This is a genomic window from Exiguobacterium sp. s21, assembly GCF_018617975.1.
GTDB classification, from domain to species: domain Bacteria; phylum Bacillota; class Bacilli; order Exiguobacteriales; family Exiguobacteriaceae; genus Exiguobacterium; species Exiguobacterium mexicanum_A.
Map to the genome: position 1 here is coordinate 109,257 of NZ_JACSLF010000007.1, position 16,568 is coordinate 125,824.

Sequence of the window (16,568 nt, forward strand, 5' to 3'; positions counted from 1 at the left end):
GTTTTTCATCAAACAAGCTGAGGAATAAGAATGACCGCCAACAGAAAAACGGAAGTGATTTTTACTTTGTTACGATTCAATGCGAAAGGAAGCAGGAATAACCCAAGAAAAGTAATGGCAAGGGCGATAAGTCCATGGATGAAGTACCCTTCAGTGGATGCGATTGGGATGCTGATCACCTGAATGGTTGGATTTAAGAAAAAGCCCATTGTTTCAAAAACAAGATTTCCGATTAGGCCAAGGCTCAGTAAGCATACGGATAATAAGAAAATTAATGATTGCTTCTTCACGATAATCCTCCTTTTGAACGTACATCAATCAACATGACAAGGTAGACTCGTTTGTCTTCTTCATTATAAACAATCACATATTATTTATGGAAAAAATTTCAACCAGTTCGGTTACAATGAGATTGATTCTAATCAATTTATTGAAAGAACTTTCATACGAAGGAGGCTCACTATGAAGACGTGCTACTATCTTGGATGGTTCAACGATTTTTTCCCAACTCATTTGGCAGATGCCTTGTCACGAGACGTGACAAATCGGCAGTCCCTCGTAATGATCAGCTCGGACCCTGCCTCAACTGCGGAAAATGGTGTTATCGAGCTATCGTGGTTACAGGAAGCCGGCATCTTGTTCAACGACTATCACGTAATCAATTATGAAACGGGCCGAACTAATGCAAAACATCTTCTTAAAGTAGCTTCGATGATCTTCTTGTTAGGTGGGGACACCGTCAAGCAAAATCAGTTCATACATGAATATGACCTAATCCAATCGATTCAACAAAGCGAGGCCATCGTCATAGGCGCTAGTGCAGGCGCAATCAATATGTCTTTATCTTGGTTATGCTCGCCATACATGGGTTATGAGGTTTCAACCCCAACGATTTCACAGGGCGTGGCCCTCAACGATTTTTCGGTGCTCTCCCACTTCGATCTCGAACATCACATGCACATCGTCAAGCAAGAGCTCGCCCTCTTATCCGAAGAATTACCAATCTATTTGTCGAACAAAGATTGTGCACTTCGTGTTCAAGGTGATCAAGTCGATATCTTCGGAGACGTTTATTTGTACGCGAATCGAAACATAACGAAGCTACCTGAGACCACATCTTTCCATACAGATTAGTACTTCCCATTACGATATGGTTTCATGTTAAATCCGAGATAATTATCGCTTGCAAAATCTGTATGTAGAAATCGAAACGTTATGTCGTCAATATATTGTGTTATAATGAGTGCGACTTTTTGTAAATTTTTGAACGAGAAAGGGGACTTCCCACATGAAACAATACCATGATTTATGCACCCATATCCTCGAGAACGGGGTCGTCAAAGAAGACCGCACCGGGACCGGGACGACGAGCGTGTTCGGCTACCAGATGCGTTTCAACCTTCAGGACGGGTTCCCCCTAATCACGACGAAGAAATTACATACGCGTTCGATCATCCATGAACTGCTCTGGTTCATCACTGGCGACACGAACGTCAAATACCTTCAAGACAATGGGGTTCGTATTTGGAACGAGTGGGCCGATGAGGACGGTAATCTCGGTCCTGTCTACGGGGCGCAGTGGCGCTCGTTTCCGAAACCAGACGGCACGACTGTCGACCAGCTCGCGCAAGTAATCGAGCAAATCAAAACGAACCCTGACTCGCGCCGACTCATCGTCTCGGCCTGGAATCCAGGGCAACTTGAAGACATGGCGTTGCCGCCGTGCCATCTCATGTTCCAGTATTACGTCGCGGACGGAAAATTGTCGTGCCAGCTCTATCAACGAAGCGCTGACACGTTCCTCGGTGTCCCGTTCAATATCGCGTCTTACGCTTTGCTCACGCATATGGTCGCCCATGTGACCGGGCTTGAAGTCGGAGACTTCGTCCATACGCTCGGCGACGCCCACATTTACCATAACCACCTCGAACAAGTGAAGCTGCAATTGACGCGTGAGACCCGACCGCTCCCGACATTGAACATCCTGCGTGACGTGTCATCCATCGAGGACTTCCGGTTTGAAGACTTCGAGATTGTCGGCTATGACCCTCATCCACACATTAAAGGAGAAGTGAGCGTATGATCATCCATGTCGTCGCCATCGGGAGCAATCGGGAAATCGGGAAAGATAACGCCTTGTTGTGGCGTCTGCCCGATGACTTGAAACAATTCAAAGCCATCACGACGGGTCAAACGGTCGTCATGGGACGAAAGACGTTTGAATCGATTGGTCGGCCGCTGCCGAATCGACGCAATATCGTCGTCACGTCGGACCGCACCTTCTCGGCTGAAGGTGTCGATGTGTGGCACGACCTCGAGTCGCTTAAAGACGAGACGACAGACCTTTATATCATCGGTGGCGCGACGCTCTATGAGCAGACGCTTTCGATAACGGACCGGTTCTTCGTCACCGAGGTCGATGGCACGTTCGAGGCGGACACGTTTTATCCGTCCCTTCCGGACGGTCTTATCGTGACGAACGAACAGTTTCATCCGGCCGACGAACGGCATGCCTATAGCTTCACATTCCGTCAATATGACAAAAGGGACATCGACTGAGTCGACGTCCCTTTTTTAATCGGGTAATTTTTCGAGCCATTGCTCGATTTTTTCAGTGATCGTGTCCTGATGGTCCTGCTCGGCCAAGTCATCATACAGCGCCCCGAGCTCGAGCGCGGTTCGTTTCGATACGGCCAAGATATGGCTGTACTTGCCGCGTTGCTCTTTGACGGCTGATAAGGTCCCTCTCGTCTCGTTCGTGCCCGAGTCATCGAGAATAAACATTTCCATATGATCGTTACAGGCGTAACGATCGTATGGGCGATAGATGACCTCGTAGCGACGATGCTGCTTCGGCAAGCGCTCAGCGAGCAAAGCGTACTTCTCAGGACTCATCGTCACGTAAGCGAGCCGTTTCTCCTCGCGGACGGCTGACGAGTAGCGGATGATTCGATTGCGTCCATCGCGCTTCGCCTTGTAGAGCGCCTCATCGGCATAAGCACACCACTCACCGAGCGTCATACCGGTCTGACAGACGCGCGTATAGCCGATGGACACCGTCACGTGATGTTCGTATGTGAACGTCATCTCCTCAATGCGGCTGCGGACCCGTTCGAGCACCGCATCGACGACGTGGCGCTCGGACACGTTCAAGATGATGAGGAACTCTTCCCCGCCGTAACGAATCAACTCGTCACTCGAGCGAATCGCCAAACGAATCTCCTCGGCAACGCGATGCAACACCTCGTCCCCATACGCATGACCGAACGTATCGTTCAACTGCTTGAAATGATCGATGTCGAGCAACGCGAGCGTGAAGCTTTCACCGGACCGCTCTAGGCGGGACATAAAGCGACTGAACGTCGCTTTCAAATATTTACGGTTGAAGGCGCCTGTCAATTCGTCGACGAGGAGCGCGTTCGAGACGAGACGAGCCTTCTCGATATGATGTCCGAGACGAACGAGTCGTTCTTCCATCGGTACCCATTCCTCCCAATAGTCATCGAAGCCGTAAGAATAGGCGGCGAGGCGATAATGTTCATTCGTGCCGATCACGATGAGCGGGACATACAGCTTCTTCATCTTGCTGACGAACGATTGAATCGACCGCTCCGGGAAGCGGGCCCACAACTCGACGTCCATGATGATGGCTTTCGGGACATCTTCATAGTCATATTCGACGGCCTCTTCTAACGTCTGCAAGAAGACAGGACGCGCCCCGAGCTTTTCGACGCGCGGTTTATAACGGCTATACGTCGAAAAACTGTTAGCTAAAACAAGGACGAGATCCTCGTCTTCCTGCTCGATGCCTAAGACGGTATGGATATAACGTTTCACTGGGGCAATCAAAGCCATCGCCTCCGCTTGCGTCAAGACCGGTGGCAATTCACGAACATCAGACTCGACACGACTGAAAATCTCAAGCAAGTGCATCAAGCGGCGACGCTTCACTTCTTGCTTCATCCAATCTAATAAAAACTCGATCTCTGATGTTTGAATCTGTCTCGCGCTCGTGATTTGCGTCAAAATAGTATGTATACGATCTGTGAGTTGCTGCTGCTTCATTCCCGACCCCCCCCAGTTTCGTTCTCCCCGATATGTTCTTCTGTCTATGATTATGCGACTTTATCCACGAAAATACAACTATTTACTTATTTTCCGCCCATTGTTTGACAACAAGATAGTGCTTATGACCCATTACATCATGAAAAAGAGCGGTCATCGACCGCTCTTTTCTTATTTTCCAACTTTTAGGTTAGGAGATGTCATCTCTTCTGGACGAATCCATTCGTCAAACTGCTCTTCTGTCAATAGTCCTGTCTCTAGCGCCGCTTCTTTTAAAGACGTCCCATTCTTATGTGCTAGTTTAGCGATTTTAGCCGCATTCTCGTAGCCGATATGCGGGTTGAGCGCTGTCACGAGCATGAGCGAACGATCGACGTTGTGCGCGATGACGTCTAAGTCTGGTTCGATGCCGACGGCGCAATGCACGTCGAACGAATGAAGACTGTCCGTCAACAGGCGGCACGTCTGGAGGAAGTTGTACATGATGACCGGTTTGAACACGTTCAACTCGAAGTTTCCTTGGCTCGCCCCGAATCCAATCGTCGCATCATTGCCGAGCACTTGGGCCGCGACCATCGTCAACGCCTCACTCTGAGTCGGGTTGACTTTACCAGGCATGATCGAGCTGCCCGGTTCGTTCTCCGGAATCAAGATCTCACCGATACCGGCACGCGGGCCAGAAGCGAGCCAACGGACGTCGTTGGCAATCTTCATCGCATCCATGGCGAGCGCTTTCAAGGCACCGTGTGTGAACACGAGCTGATCGTGGCTCGTGAGCGCATGGAACTTGTTGACGGCCGTGATAAAACGTTTTCCGGTCTCTTGCGAGATCTTCTCGGCCACGACTTCTCCGAACCGTGGATGAGCATTGATCCCCGTCCCGACTGCCGTCCCGCCGAGGGCGAGCTCTGTCAACGGTTCGATCGTACGCTCAATCATCTGTTTCGATAGCTCGAGCATCCGGACCCAACCACTGATCTCTTGACCGAGCGTGACTGGCGTCGCGTCTTGCAAGTGCGTCCGACCGATCTTGACGATGTCCATGAATGACTCGGCCTTCTTCGCGAGCGTCGCGTGGAGCGCCTCGATTGACGGCAACACATGGTCCTCAACAGCGAGGATGGCGGCGATGTGCATCGCCGTCGGATATGTGTCGTTCGAGCTCTGCGACTTGTTGACGTCGTCGTTCGGATGAATCGTGAGCGTTTGACCACGCTCTTTCAACTTATCATTCGCCAAATGGGCGATGACTTCGTTGACGTTCATGTTCGACTGTGTCCCTGAACCCGTTTGCCAGACGACGAGTGGAAACTCGGCGTCATGTTTCCCGGCGACGATCTCATCGGCGACTTCGGCGATGACGTCGGCTTTCGCTTGCTCCAACACACCGAGCTCGGCGTTGGCGAGTGCGGCACCTTTTTTCAAAATCGCGAAGGCATGCACGACCTCGAGCGGCATCTTTTCCGTGCCGATTTTAAAGTTCTCTAGACTGCGCTGTGTTTGGGCTCCCCATTTGGCTGAAGCCGGAACGTTGATTTCCCCCATCGTGTCCCGTTCGATCCGATATTCCATGAAAATTCCCCCTCTTTTTTTGACTACGCTTTCATTTTATCGAAACTTTTGCAAAAAAGAAATCATTCCCCTGCAATTGACAAAAAGTCGGGCCAAAGCCCGACTCTCATCCGATCAACAATGCCTGTTTCGCCACGTCATGGGCCCGGTTCTCTGCCCGCGGGATCCATTTGATGAACTTGTTTGGCAATTCGTCATACAGCGTCAGCGCCTTGACGAACAAAGGACGCACCGCTTGGTCTTTTAAGAACCTCTGCTCGAGCGCCCGCACGACCGTCTCGGCGTCCGAATAGAACATGAACGTCGATTCGTCCGTGAGCGTATGCGCTTGTTCGATGGCGAACGCGAGCGCGGCGAGTTCGGCCTGAACGCTCGTCAGCCCGACACGTTTGGCGATGTACGTGGATACGGTGCCGTCCGTTGTCTTAATCCAGACACCAAGACCGTTCTCACCCGCCTCTTGGTTCGTCGCCGCATCAAAATAAATGTGAACCAAAGCGATACGCCTCCCAATCCGTTTCGATCGGTGCATGGATATCGATGAGCGAGAGACGTTTCGACAAGAGCGCCACCTCTTCTTGCCCGTCGAGCTTCTTCGCAAACTTCCGATGCGCCTCTTGGAGTGCTTCTTGTCTCAAGATGTCATACAGCGCTTCAACCGTGTCGTATGACTGGACAAGAATCGTCGCCGTCTTTGGTCCGATGCCGCGGACGCCTGGAATATTGTCCGAGGCATCACCTTGGAGCGCTTTCACATCGACGAACTGTCCGGGCCGTATTCCATAAGTCGTCTCGAATATGTCCTGGTTCATCATCATCTCTTCCCCCTTTTTCGGGACGATTTGAAACACGTTCGGGGAAAGCAGCTGATGCAAATCACGGTCTGACGAATACATATACGATTCACCCGGGAACGCGGTCGCGACGGCCCCGATCAAATCGTCGGCCTCATATCCGGCGAGCTCGGACTGAAAAATGCCGCGCTCGCTCAACGCTGCCCGCAACTTGACGTAATCGTGGAACAACGGTTCCGGTAAGCCGGTACGAGTCGCTTTATAGTCCGAAAACAGGGCGTAACGATGCGTCGTCTCGCGTGGTCCGTCCCAAAAGAAGGCGATATGTGTGAAGTCGTTCGTCCACCCGTCAACTTTACGGAGCAGTCCTTTCAACGTCACATCGGGATCGAGCGCCCGACGACGCTCTGTGGCAAAATAATAACGCGACAGGAGGTTAAACCCATCGACCAACATCAATTTCATCATTCATCCACCTCACAAGCTTGTAATCCGCGCGCTAGCGCGTCTCGATCGAGATTCTTCCCGATCCAGACGAAGACGGAACGCGAGTCGTCGCTCGGTTCGTTGGCGAACGTCGCCCCCATCAGTTGATTTGTCGCTTGGACGACGAATTTTGATGTTTCTCCGTCTAAACGGACAATCGCCTTCAAGCGATAGACATCGTCCTCATAGTGCATGAGCACCTCGCGTACGTATTGCGTGACACGTTCCCGACGTAGTGGGACGTCGGTCGTGAGCGTCACGGCCCGTAGTGAAGAGACGGACGTGTGCCCTGCTGTCAGTCGACCGAGGAGTTGCTCGTCGACTCGTGAAAGCTGGAACGTATTTTCCGTCAAGTCATAGTCCCCTACCGTTTGGACCGTCTCAATGACCCGAACGGTCGGATTTAGTGCTTTAATCCGTTCATGCGCTTGTTCGAGCGTGACGTCATCGACGAGGTCGATTTTGTTCATCAGAATCACATCTGCATAGGCGATTTGATGGATTCCTTCTATAAACAATTCGCGGTCCATTTGACTAGCGTCGACGACCGTCAAAATCGCCGTCAGCTTGAACCGTGTCCGTAAGTAATCATCGTAATAGATCGTCTGGATGATCGGTGCCGGATCGGCGACACCAGTTGTCTCGATGACGATGCGGTCAAATGTATCTTTGGACGCAAGCTGATAGAACGTCTTACTCAAATCGCTTTGAATCGAGCAACAGATGCAACCGTTCGATAACTCGATCTGTTCTTGGTCCATCTTGACGATCAACTGTTCGTCGATATTGACTGAGCCAAGCTCGTTGACGATGACGAGCAATCGCTCGTCCGTCGCTTCTAGCAAGCGATTCATATAGGTCGTTTTTCCGGCGCCTAAAAAACCGGTCACCAATTGCACGGGAATCATGTACTGCACCTCACCTTATAAATTTTCGTGGACCCGCGCCCACTTCTCATAACGGGCATCCAACAAGTCGATCAGATGGAGCATCCATCCTTCCGTCGTGACCGGTAACACGCTCGAGCCCCACTCGCGCTTGCCGTGGTGGGACAAAATCATATGCCAAATCCGGTGATGGACGTCGAGCGGAAGTGTGACGCCGGCAGCTTGTTGACTCTTCTCGAACAACAGTCCGCCGTACGGCATGTGTCCGATCAAGCTTCCCATCGGGTTGATGGAGATCCCGGTCGTCCCACTCGTGCCGCTGACCGAGAACAGTTGCTCAAACCGGTTCGGGGACGATAGCAAGTGACTGTACTCGAACAACTTACCGATATCATGGAACAAAATCCCGAGCGCGAGCTCGTCCCAACGGAGTGGCTCTTTCAACTCGGCGATGGCCTCACAGGCCGCGTAAAGCGACTCGAACGTGCCGCGGAACGCCTGTTCAACTTTTACACCGTTCATCGTATTCCAAACGTCTACTTTGTGCAACTGCTCGGCTTCTTTGATGACCCGGAACGCCATCGCCAAATGGTCGTCTTGTTCTTGGAACCGATAACCAAGTCGAAGCATACAGACCGTGTGCTTCAAGAGGCCGCCGACATAGTTATGATGATGATACAGTGCGGCCGGTGCGAGAACGAAATCGTCCCAGTAGCGGTCGAGCAGTGACATCGCGATCGCTTGAGAGTCTGGCGAGAGCGTCGACAGAATCGCGAACAGCTCGTCGGCGTATTGTTCCATCGTCTCGTCCCCAGGAAGACCTGGCAACAACGATACCGCTTCGTCCCGGGCAATCGGTTTGGCCCGGTCGATCGTAATCGATTTGGCGCCGTCCGGTTTTGGGTAGACGTCGATTTTCCCTTCGAGCTCGATGACGCCTGACTCGTAAATCGGCAACAATTGATCTTCATTGCCGCGCAACCACTGCTTGGCACGGATGAGTCCGCTCGAGGTCGTCAAATTGAGCTGTAACCATTTCGCCCCGGATTTGCCTTCTCGAACTTCGACCGTACTGACGAGCGCTTTCGTCTGAACCGGTGTTCCGTCTGTCAGGTCCGATAGCCGTGTCGCCGACTTCTCTACGGTCGGAAGTTGGAACCGTGTTCGGTCGAATCCGCCCCCTGCAATTGGATCAATCTGTTGGTAATAGTTCATGTGCAATGCCCTCCTTCTTCTCTTTGCCCATTGTATCGTGTTTTCCGCTTCGAGGCGAACATACTTTCGTTATAGGTCCAGAAGTTTCCTGAATTATATTGAAAGCGCTTACTATAATTGTTACGATAAAGGCAGTTAGATAAAGGGGGAACTCACATGATTTCATTGGTAGATACGTATGAACGGTTGATCGCAACAGGGGAAGCGACACGTTACGCCACAACGCATTCGACAATCGCAAGCATTTTACAGGCATCGACTTGCCCGGTCTCGCATCAAGAGCTCGTCACGGCGGTCTCGGGGCATGCCGGTAACCCATATACGCCAGACCAACTCGTCGACTCGGTCATCGAGCATGAAATGAAAGGGGCGATGGCCGTCCTGCTCGTCGCCGGTTATCCAATCCAAACACCGCTCGCAAAAGCCGTCGTCTTATCGGCGTTCGCACGCACGAACCGGATGAACATCGAGAAACTGAAAGAACTCGGTCATGCTGACTTGCTCGTGCGGATTCAATCGGCAGAACGATCTTGGAAGCGGACATATACCCACTTGTATCGGTCGGCACCGACACAGCTCTGTGACCAGCTCGACTCACTGCTCGGCGGTTGCGCCGTCCATCGTGTAATTGAAGCACTCAATCTCGACCCGAACGTCAAAACGGCATAAAAAAGAGCGGTCCCCGGGCCGCTCTTTTTTATGCCTTAAATTATCCTTCTGTCACTTCGACCGCTTCCGGTTCGAACAACGTGACGTTCCGCGCTGGTGAGAACGTTGAAATCGCATGTTTATAGATCAACTGTTGGCGCCCTTCTGATTCGACGATGACCGTGAAGTTGTCAAACGATTTGATGACTCCCCGAATTTGAAATCCGCTGACTAAAAAGACGGTCGTCGGCACCATTTCTTTACGTAATTGATTCAAAAAATGGTCTTGGATGTTATAGCTAGCCTTCATGTTGCATTCCCCCCTAGTCTATGTCTCTTTCAAATAATCGGAATTTTCGAAAAAACTCCTCAACTTCATCATAAATATTTTGATACGATAGTTCAAATGATTTTCTTCCCATATCAACCCAAATCCCATCAAATTGATGACGGAACCATGTTAATTGACGCTTCGCGAATTTGCGCGTGTGCTGTTTGAGCGTCTCGGTCATCTGCTCTCGGGTCATCAATCCATCAAGGTACGGGACGACTTCCTTGTAACCGATGGCCCGCATTGCCTGCGTGTCCCGATAACCGGCTGCGAGCAAGCGTTCGACTTCTTCGATGAGACCCGCTTCGAGCATCAAATCGACACGAAGGTTGATACGCTCATAGAGTACGTCCCGGTCGGCGTGGAGCACAAACAATTTGTAGGCGTAATGCTGGGAGGGGAGGCTATCCATCGCTTGAGCATCCCCTTGCAGTGCGACTTCAAGAGCACGGATGACGCGGCGGACGTTATTTGGATGAATGCTCTCAGCCCGTTTTGGGTCGAGCGACTGCAGGCGGGCGTGCAGCGCTTCAGAACCATTTGTCTCCGCCTCTAACTCGAGCGATTCGCGCAATGCATGGTCGACCGGTCGCTCCGTGAACTCATAGTCATATAAGATTGCTCTAATGTAGAGACCGGTCCCACCGACTAAAATCGGCAATTTCCCGCGCGCGTAGATGTCATCAATCGCCGCCCGGGCCAACGTCTGGAATGTGGCGACGCTCATCGCCTCGTCCGGGTCACAGATATCGATTAAATGATGCGGAACCCCTTCCGCCTCCTCGACCGTCACTTTTGCCGAACCGATATCCATCCCGCGATACACTTGGACCGAGTCGCCCGATACGATTTCACCGTTGAACGCTTTCGCGAGCTCGATTCCTGTCTTCGTCTTCCCGACAGCGGTCGGTCCGACGAGGACGATGACTGGTGTTTGTTCCATCCTTGTCACTCCTCAAACGAAAGACCGTTCCAAAAAGGAAACGGTCCGTTAAATTCTTCTTTTAATTGTATCATCAAACACGACCGCAAACAGCATCCATCCGCATAATAATAGTCCCATCAATAAAATTAAGCCATCACTCAGCCGTGGTCGCCTCCTTTACGTACCTCATTCCCACTTTTCACACTTTAGACACAATTGAATACGTAAAAAAAGACGCTCACGAAGAGCGTCATTCATTGTGTCACTTCAAGAACTCGGCGGCCTCGCCACATCGTGAACCCAATGTAGAGAACCGTCGTGCCGCTCGCTGCCCACCAGATCACGTCATAGAGCGGTGTCATCAAGTTGGCCAGTCCAAACAGCGCCGGGACGATCAGTGTCAACCAAGCGAGCACGAATGCGACTCGGGCCGTCAACCCATCAATTTGGCGCCCAAGACCCATCCCTACATAGAACAGTCCCCACAGGAACGACCAGAACAACCAGGTTACGGCGCCCATCACATCGCCCATCGTGAACGAGATGGTGGCATAAAAAACGGCTGAAATCGAAACAAATAGCGAGAACCAACCGACGCCACGTCCGTCGAGGTCGAACAAAAATGTCACACCGACGTACAAATAGGTGAAAGCGAACAAATAGATGCTCGCATAGCCGAACACTTCCGCCGAAATCGCCCCGATGACGAGCCACGTCGCGATGAACGTCTGCAACAGTCCTGTGAAGAGACTGAATACACCCGCACTCTTGACGTCCACTTTCCCGAATAAGACGAGGCTGTTAATGAACAGTGCCACGCCACCAAATAATAAACTAATATTACCCACTCTCATTGCTCCTTCGTACAGATGTCTGACGTCTTATTTTATACGTCCACTGTAACGTGAATTCGTTTTCAGTGCAAGTGGGGAAATGGATGTTCACGGAGTCGACAAAGGTCACTCATTCTCGAGCGTTTCAATCGCTTCATCAATCCGGTCCTGTTCGTCCTCCGTAAATGTCGGGAATTTAGGATCGATGTCTTCAAGGACGTCAATCATAATCGTGGAGACGATATATCTGGCGTACCAGTCATCATCTGCCGGGAGCACAAACCAGGGTGCATGTTTCGACGCCGTGTTCGATAACATATCCTCAAAGATATCCTGGTAATCATCCCAATGCTTTCGCTCTTCGACGTCATTGAATGAAAACTCCCAGTTCTTACTTGGATCTTTCAGTCGTTCAAGCAAGCGGTCACGCTGGACTTCTTTTGACACGTTAAAGAAAAATTTGATGACTTTGAATCCGTTCTCATCTAAATATTGTTCAAAGTCATTGATTTGGCGATAACGGACCTTCCATACCGACTCTTTGTCCTCTTCATCAGGGATGACCTCTTCCCCGAGCAAGTCATGGACGCGCGGAGCGATCACTTCTTCATAATGCGACCGGTTCAAGATGCCGACTTGCCCCCGCTCTGGCATGAGGTCATGCATTCGCCACAAGTAATCGTGTTTCTTTTCCGTGTCCGACGGTTTTTGGAACGCGTTCGTCTTCAACCCTTGCGCGTTCAAGTTCGAAAAGATATAACTGATCGCCTCATCTTTGCCGCCGGCATCGAGCGCCTGCAAGACGACAACGATCCCTTTCTTCGATTCGGCGTACAGCTTCCAATGCAACTCTTTCAATCGCTCCACGCTCTTTGGAATCAACTCGTTTTGTAACGTCTCGTCAGATGGGCGATCTTGTATCGTGGTCGGGAAATCGCTGAGACGAATCCCATTTTTATGGTCAATGCGAAAAGTTTGAATATCCATGTGTCCTCCTTGATTCGATTGAATTCTAAGTACAACATCTATTTACCCTATTCTTTCAAAAAAATAGCGACAAAAAAATCCTTTCCGCCGAAACGAAAAGGATCTTTGAATGGGCTCGGCTTAGTAGATTCCGACCGCGTCGAACGATTTCGCCGCCGCGACCGCTTGTGTACTCGTTGAACCGTACAAGTCTTTAGCTGACTGTACGACTGCTTGACGAAGGTTCGAGAAGTTCGATGTCGGTGTCAAGTAGACCGTGAGCGCGCGGTAGTAGACATCTCCCATTTGCTTGACGCCGATGCCTTGAACCGATACACCGTAGTGTGAGCCACCGCTCGCGAACAAGTAGGCCGCCTTGTTGACGATACCTGAGTTGATATGGACGCCACCGTTGTCTTGCGTCCCTGTGTAGCGGACCGAGTAGTGGTCCGGGTCACCGTTGGCCGCTGGGTTCGACATCGAACGGAGACCGTCCCCAGCCACGCCAGGCGTATAGATGTCTTCCCCGACCAACCAGTCGAAGTTCGAGCCGACGCTGTACTCCGCGACCGTACCGAAGATATCAGAAATCGCCTCGTTGATGGCTCCTGATTCGTTCTGATAGATCAAACCGGCCGTGTATTCTGTAACGGCGTGTGACAATTCGTGAGCGACAACGTCGAGTGCACCCGAGAGGTACGTGAACGTTTGGCCGTCCCCGTCACCGTACACCATCTTGCTGCCATCCCAGAACGCATTGTTGTAGCTACGGCTATAGTGGACCGTCGAGTTGAGGGCCGCACCGTTGTTATCGTAACTGTTGCGTCCATAAGTGTTCTTGAAGAAGTCATACGTCTTCGTCGCGTTGACATGGGCACTGACCGCGGCCCGGTCGTACGTCGTGTTCAAGACGTTGTCAGCGTCGGCCCAGAGCGATCCAGGAAGGCGCGTCCGGTTTCCGGCGTCATACGTATAGATGCCTTTACCGCGCGTCGAGTCTTGGAGATAGTAGTATGAACCGCTCTTCGTCGTCTTGAACGTTTGGCTCTGACCAAGGACGTCGATTCCCGTTCCCGTAAATGTCGTACCCGTGACGCCGTTCGTCGGTTTGGCGTGCGCCAATTGGTTGTATTTGTTCAATACTTTCCCGCTTGCCGCATCGATGAAGTATGTCCAGCGTGACGGCTCATCCGCATCAAGGATCGTCCCGGTCACTTCATACGCATAGACCGCCTCTTCACCATTCGGATAAACGACGAGTTCCGCTGCCGGCTCAAGCTCGTATGCGCCTTTGTGGCCGACAAGCTCTTTATAACGAGCGACCGCTTTTTGCTCATTCAGCTTGATTGATTTATGTAATCCTTTAAGTTGTTTCGTATCGTCGACGACCCTTTTCAATTGACCATCATTATCGACGACACCGACGACAATTCCACCGAAGACTGGCACTCCGTCGACCGTCTGTTGTAATTTGACAACTTGTCCGACTTTGTCACGCTTCGATTCGAGCGTTTTGAATTCGCCTTTCGCTTTCGCATACTCTTTGACGATCGTCGTCGGGGCTTCGTTCGATGGTTTCGTCAACGTGCCCGACTTGAGCTCCGCCGCGCCGACGAGTTGTGGCACGAGCAAGACTCCTGCGATGAGTGATGTAGATAAAACTTTTTTCATGTGTGTTTCCCTCCTTAATGCGGTGTCTCCTACTTTACATAGTTTCCCACATTTAATGTATCCAACTTTTTAATTATTTTGACAATTCAAATTATTAAGACATTTGGACTAACCCGTCCTCTTCTCTAGTCGTATCAGCCGTAACAAAAAAAGCGTCACCATGGAAGGTGACGCCAGTCATCAATAGACATCTTTTTGCGTGAAATGGTAGAACGCATACGCGAGAGCCGCTAGCGACCAGACGAATATGACGATGAGCGAGAACGGCAACGTCATCCCCTCGATTGGTGGGGCTTGCCCCTCGAGATAGGTATGAAGACCGAAGTTGACGTTGACCAAATATTTCGAGCTGTCCCAATTCGACCCGAGCGACGTGAGGAGCGGTCCTGAAATCAGGACGGCCATCATGATCCCAATCCCTGTCGCCGTGTTTTTGACGATGACCGAGATCATGAGCGCAATCGTCCCGACGGCTGCGACGACAAACCAAGATAGTCCGACCGACATGAGCAAGTATTGCCACATCGGTAGCGTATGAACGAAGTCGGTCGAGAACGTCCCGGTCGCCGAGGCTTGGAACCCAGTCAAAATCGGCGCGGTCCATCCGTCCCAACCGAGCACGATGCCAGAGATGACATAACTGACGAGTGCCGTGATGAAGATAAGAATCGACGTATATAGGAGCGTCGTCATCCATTTAGCAAGCAAAATCTTAAAGCGCCGGACCGGACGGGACAACAGCGTCTTGATTGTGCCATCATTATGCTCACCGCTGACGATATCGGCCATCAGGACGATGATGAAGAGTGGGAGCACGAGCGTCGTCCCTTGCGAGAAGAAGACACGCATGAACGTTGGCGCACCCGGGTAGTTCGGATTAATATCATTATCTAAGTAGTATTGATTCTGTTGGACCTGGAACTCCAAAATTTGACGGAACTCGTCCTGAACGTTCGCCGAGGCGAGCCGGTTTTGCGTATCGACAATCTCTTGTTGCAAGTCGACGCGCCAATCGATCGTCCCTTGTTCTTCGCGCTGTTTCTCGATTTGACGATAGTTGGCATACGTGAACATCGAGACGAGCACAATCAAGATGATCGAGACGACGAGGAGTCGTCGCTTCTTATGAATCTTTAAAACTTCGTTCCGAATAAGGCCAAGTATTGACGGATTAGACAATATGGTCACCCCCGGTCAATGAGATGAATAATTCTTCGAGTGTCTGGACGCGTCGTTCAAGCCCGAATACGTCAACTCCCCGGTCAAGCAAATAGCGGTTCAAGCGGGCCGTCTCTTCAAGATTCATCGAGACGCGAATCGTGCGTTCATCGACGACGTCGGCATGATCGATCGATTCGAATCCGCGGATGATTGGCAAGACTTCAAAACTGTCGGCCACATGGACATCGACGGTCGACGCCAACTCATGAATCAGTTCCTCGACCGTTCCGACTTTCACGATTTTCCCGCGCGACATGATGGCGACGCGGTCCGCGAGCAGTTCAATCTCGGCCAAGATGTGGCTCGAGACGAGGACGCTCAGTCCTGTTTCTTCGACGAGACGGCGGATGAAGAGTCGAAGGTCACGAATCCCCATCGGGTCCAGCCCGTTCGTCGGCTCATCGAGAATCAAGACACGGGGGTTGTTCAACATGGCCTGGGCGATGCCGAGACGTTGCCGCATCCCGAGCGAGTAGGTCTTCACTTTATCATCGATTCGTGCCGTCAAGTCGACGAGATCGATCACTTCTTGAATCCGGGCCTCATCTACCCCGGGCAACATCCGCGCGAAGGCGTTCAAGTTCTCACGCCCGCTCATGAACTTGTACAGTTCCGGATTCTCAACGATGGCGCCGATTTGATTCATCGCCTGAACGAATTGACGTTCGACGCTGAACCCACAAATCGAGACGGTCCCGTTCGTCGGCTTAATCAAACCGACAATCATCCGAATCGTCGTCGTTTTGCCGGCCCCGTTCGGTCCTAAAAAGCCGAACACTTCACCGGGAAACACATCGAACGAGATGTCATCGATGATTGTTTTCTTACCAATTACTTTTGTCAAATGGTCTATTTTCAATGTTGGTTGCATCATCTCACCTCTCCTACATTCTATCGGACTCGACCGCATCTGTCCTATTCGAACATTCACATAGGGCAGGTTAAAACTTATTT

Annotated in this window: 18 protein-coding genes; 4 read left to right on the forward strand and 14 right to left on the reverse strand. The window is 51.2% G+C overall.

What is annotated here, in order from left to right; all coding sequences use genetic code 11:
* Positions 1-8 precede the first annotated feature (8 nt).
* Positions 9-290, reverse strand: a complete 282-nt coding sequence (locus KNP06_RS09905; RefSeq protein WP_138859493.1) for a hypothetical protein — start codon at positions 288-290, stop codon at positions 9-11.
* Between the two features lie 172 nt (positions 291-462).
* Here KNP06_RS09905 and KNP06_RS09910 point away from each other — a divergent pair, with 172 nt between their 5' ends.
* The 3 genes from KNP06_RS09910 (at position 463) to KNP06_RS09920 (ending at position 2,559) form a co-directional block, all read left to right on the forward strand.
* Positions 463-1,134, forward strand: a complete 672-nt coding sequence (locus tag KNP06_RS09910; protein ID WP_214711020.1) for a Type 1 glutamine amidotransferase-like domain-containing protein — start codon at positions 463-465, stop codon at positions 1,132-1,134.
* Positions 1,135-1,288: 154 nt separating this feature from the next.
* Positions 1,289-2,083: a thymidylate synthase gene (locus KNP06_RS09915; RefSeq protein ID WP_214711019.1), complete on the forward strand. Its 795-nt coding sequence runs from the start codon at positions 1,289-1,291 to the stop codon at positions 2,081-2,083.
* Positions 2,080-2,559 carry a dihydrofolate reductase gene (locus KNP06_RS09920; RefSeq protein WP_214711018.1) on the forward strand — a complete coding sequence of 160 codons (480 nt, stop codon included), beginning with the start codon at positions 2,080-2,082 and terminating at the stop codon, positions 2,557-2,559. Before KNP06_RS09915 ends, KNP06_RS09920 begins: the two co-directional genes overlap by 4 nt.
* A 15-nt stretch (positions 2,560-2,574) precedes the next feature.
* On the opposite strand, the gene KNP06_RS09925 is transcribed toward KNP06_RS09920, so the two are convergent.
* From KNP06_RS09925 to KNP06_RS09950, 6 genes are all read right to left on the reverse strand, one after another.
* Entirely contained in the window at positions 2,575-4,065 is a 1,491-nt protein-coding gene (locus tag KNP06_RS09925; RefSeq protein WP_214711017.1) for a GGDEF domain-containing protein, read from the reverse strand.
* Positions 4,066-4,236: 171 nt separating this feature from the next.
* Positions 4,237-5,637, reverse strand: coding sequence for a class II fumarate hydratase (fumC, locus tag KNP06_RS09930; protein ID WP_214711016.1), 1,401 nt, complete (start codon positions 5,635-5,637; stop codon positions 4,237-4,239).
* Between the two features lie 106 nt (positions 5,638-5,743).
* Positions 5,744-6,133, reverse strand: coding sequence for a reverse transcriptase-like protein (locus KNP06_RS09935; protein WP_214711015.1), 390 nt, complete (start codon positions 6,131-6,133; stop codon positions 5,744-5,746).
* Positions 6,114-6,896 (reverse strand): 5'-3' exonuclease, encoded by a 783-nt coding sequence (locus tag KNP06_RS09940; protein ID WP_138859497.1) that lies wholly within the window; start codon positions 6,894-6,896, stop codon positions 6,114-6,116. The genes KNP06_RS09935 and KNP06_RS09940 overlap by 20 nt, the downstream gene beginning before the upstream one ends.
* Positions 6,896-7,825 (reverse strand): CobW family GTP-binding protein, encoded by a 930-nt coding sequence (locus KNP06_RS09945; RefSeq protein WP_214711014.1) that lies wholly within the window; start codon positions 7,823-7,825, stop codon positions 6,896-6,898. The genes KNP06_RS09940 and KNP06_RS09945 overlap by 1 nt, the downstream gene beginning before the upstream one ends.
* A 15-nt stretch (positions 7,826-7,840) precedes the next feature.
* Positions 7,841-9,019 (reverse strand): DNA-binding protein, encoded by a 1,179-nt coding sequence (locus KNP06_RS09950; RefSeq protein WP_214711013.1) that lies wholly within the window; start codon positions 9,017-9,019, stop codon positions 7,841-7,843.
* Positions 9,020-9,175: 156 nt separating this feature from the next.
* Here KNP06_RS09950 and KNP06_RS09955 point away from each other — a divergent pair, with 156 nt between their 5' ends.
* Entirely contained in the window at positions 9,176-9,688 is a 513-nt protein-coding gene (locus KNP06_RS09955) for a hypothetical protein (RefSeq protein WP_034777425.1), read from the forward strand.
* A 40-nt stretch (positions 9,689-9,728) separates the two neighbouring features.
* Here KNP06_RS09955 and hfq read toward each other — a convergent pair whose 3' ends face one another.
* The 7 genes from hfq to KNP06_RS09990 form a co-directional block, all read right to left on the reverse strand.
* Positions 9,729-9,977 (reverse strand): RNA chaperone Hfq, encoded by a 249-nt coding sequence (gene hfq, locus KNP06_RS09960; RefSeq protein ID WP_021067304.1) that lies wholly within the window; start codon positions 9,975-9,977, stop codon positions 9,729-9,731.
* A 13-nt stretch (positions 9,978-9,990) separates the two neighbouring features.
* Entirely contained in the window at positions 9,991-10,941 is a 951-nt protein-coding gene (miaA, locus tag KNP06_RS09965; RefSeq protein WP_214711012.1) for a tRNA (adenosine(37)-N6)-dimethylallyltransferase MiaA, read from the reverse strand.
* 236 nt (positions 10,942-11,177) lie between these two features.
* Positions 11,178-11,771 (reverse strand): AmiS/UreI family transporter, encoded by a 594-nt coding sequence (locus tag KNP06_RS09970; RefSeq protein ID WP_214711011.1) that lies wholly within the window; start codon positions 11,769-11,771, stop codon positions 11,178-11,180.
* 111 nt (positions 11,772-11,882) lie between these two features.
* Positions 11,883-12,743 (reverse strand): PPK2 family polyphosphate kinase, encoded by an 861-nt coding sequence (locus KNP06_RS09975; RefSeq protein ID WP_034777421.1) that lies wholly within the window; start codon positions 12,741-12,743, stop codon positions 11,883-11,885.
* Between the two features lie 120 nt (positions 12,744-12,863).
* Complete coding sequence (locus tag KNP06_RS09980; protein WP_214711010.1) at positions 12,864-14,393, reverse strand: M4 family metallopeptidase; 1,530 nt, start codon at positions 14,391-14,393, stop codon at positions 12,864-12,866.
* Between the two features lie 180 nt (positions 14,394-14,573).
* On the reverse strand, positions 14,574-15,572 hold the full coding sequence (locus tag KNP06_RS09985; protein WP_214711009.1) for an ABC transporter permease: 999 nt from the start codon (positions 15,570-15,572) through the stop codon (positions 14,574-14,576).
* Complete coding sequence (locus tag KNP06_RS09990; RefSeq protein WP_214711058.1) at positions 15,565-16,485, reverse strand: ABC transporter ATP-binding protein; 921 nt, start codon at positions 16,483-16,485, stop codon at positions 15,565-15,567. Before KNP06_RS09990 ends, KNP06_RS09985 begins: the two co-directional genes overlap by 8 nt.
* Between the last annotated feature and the right edge of the window lie 83 nt (positions 16,486-16,568).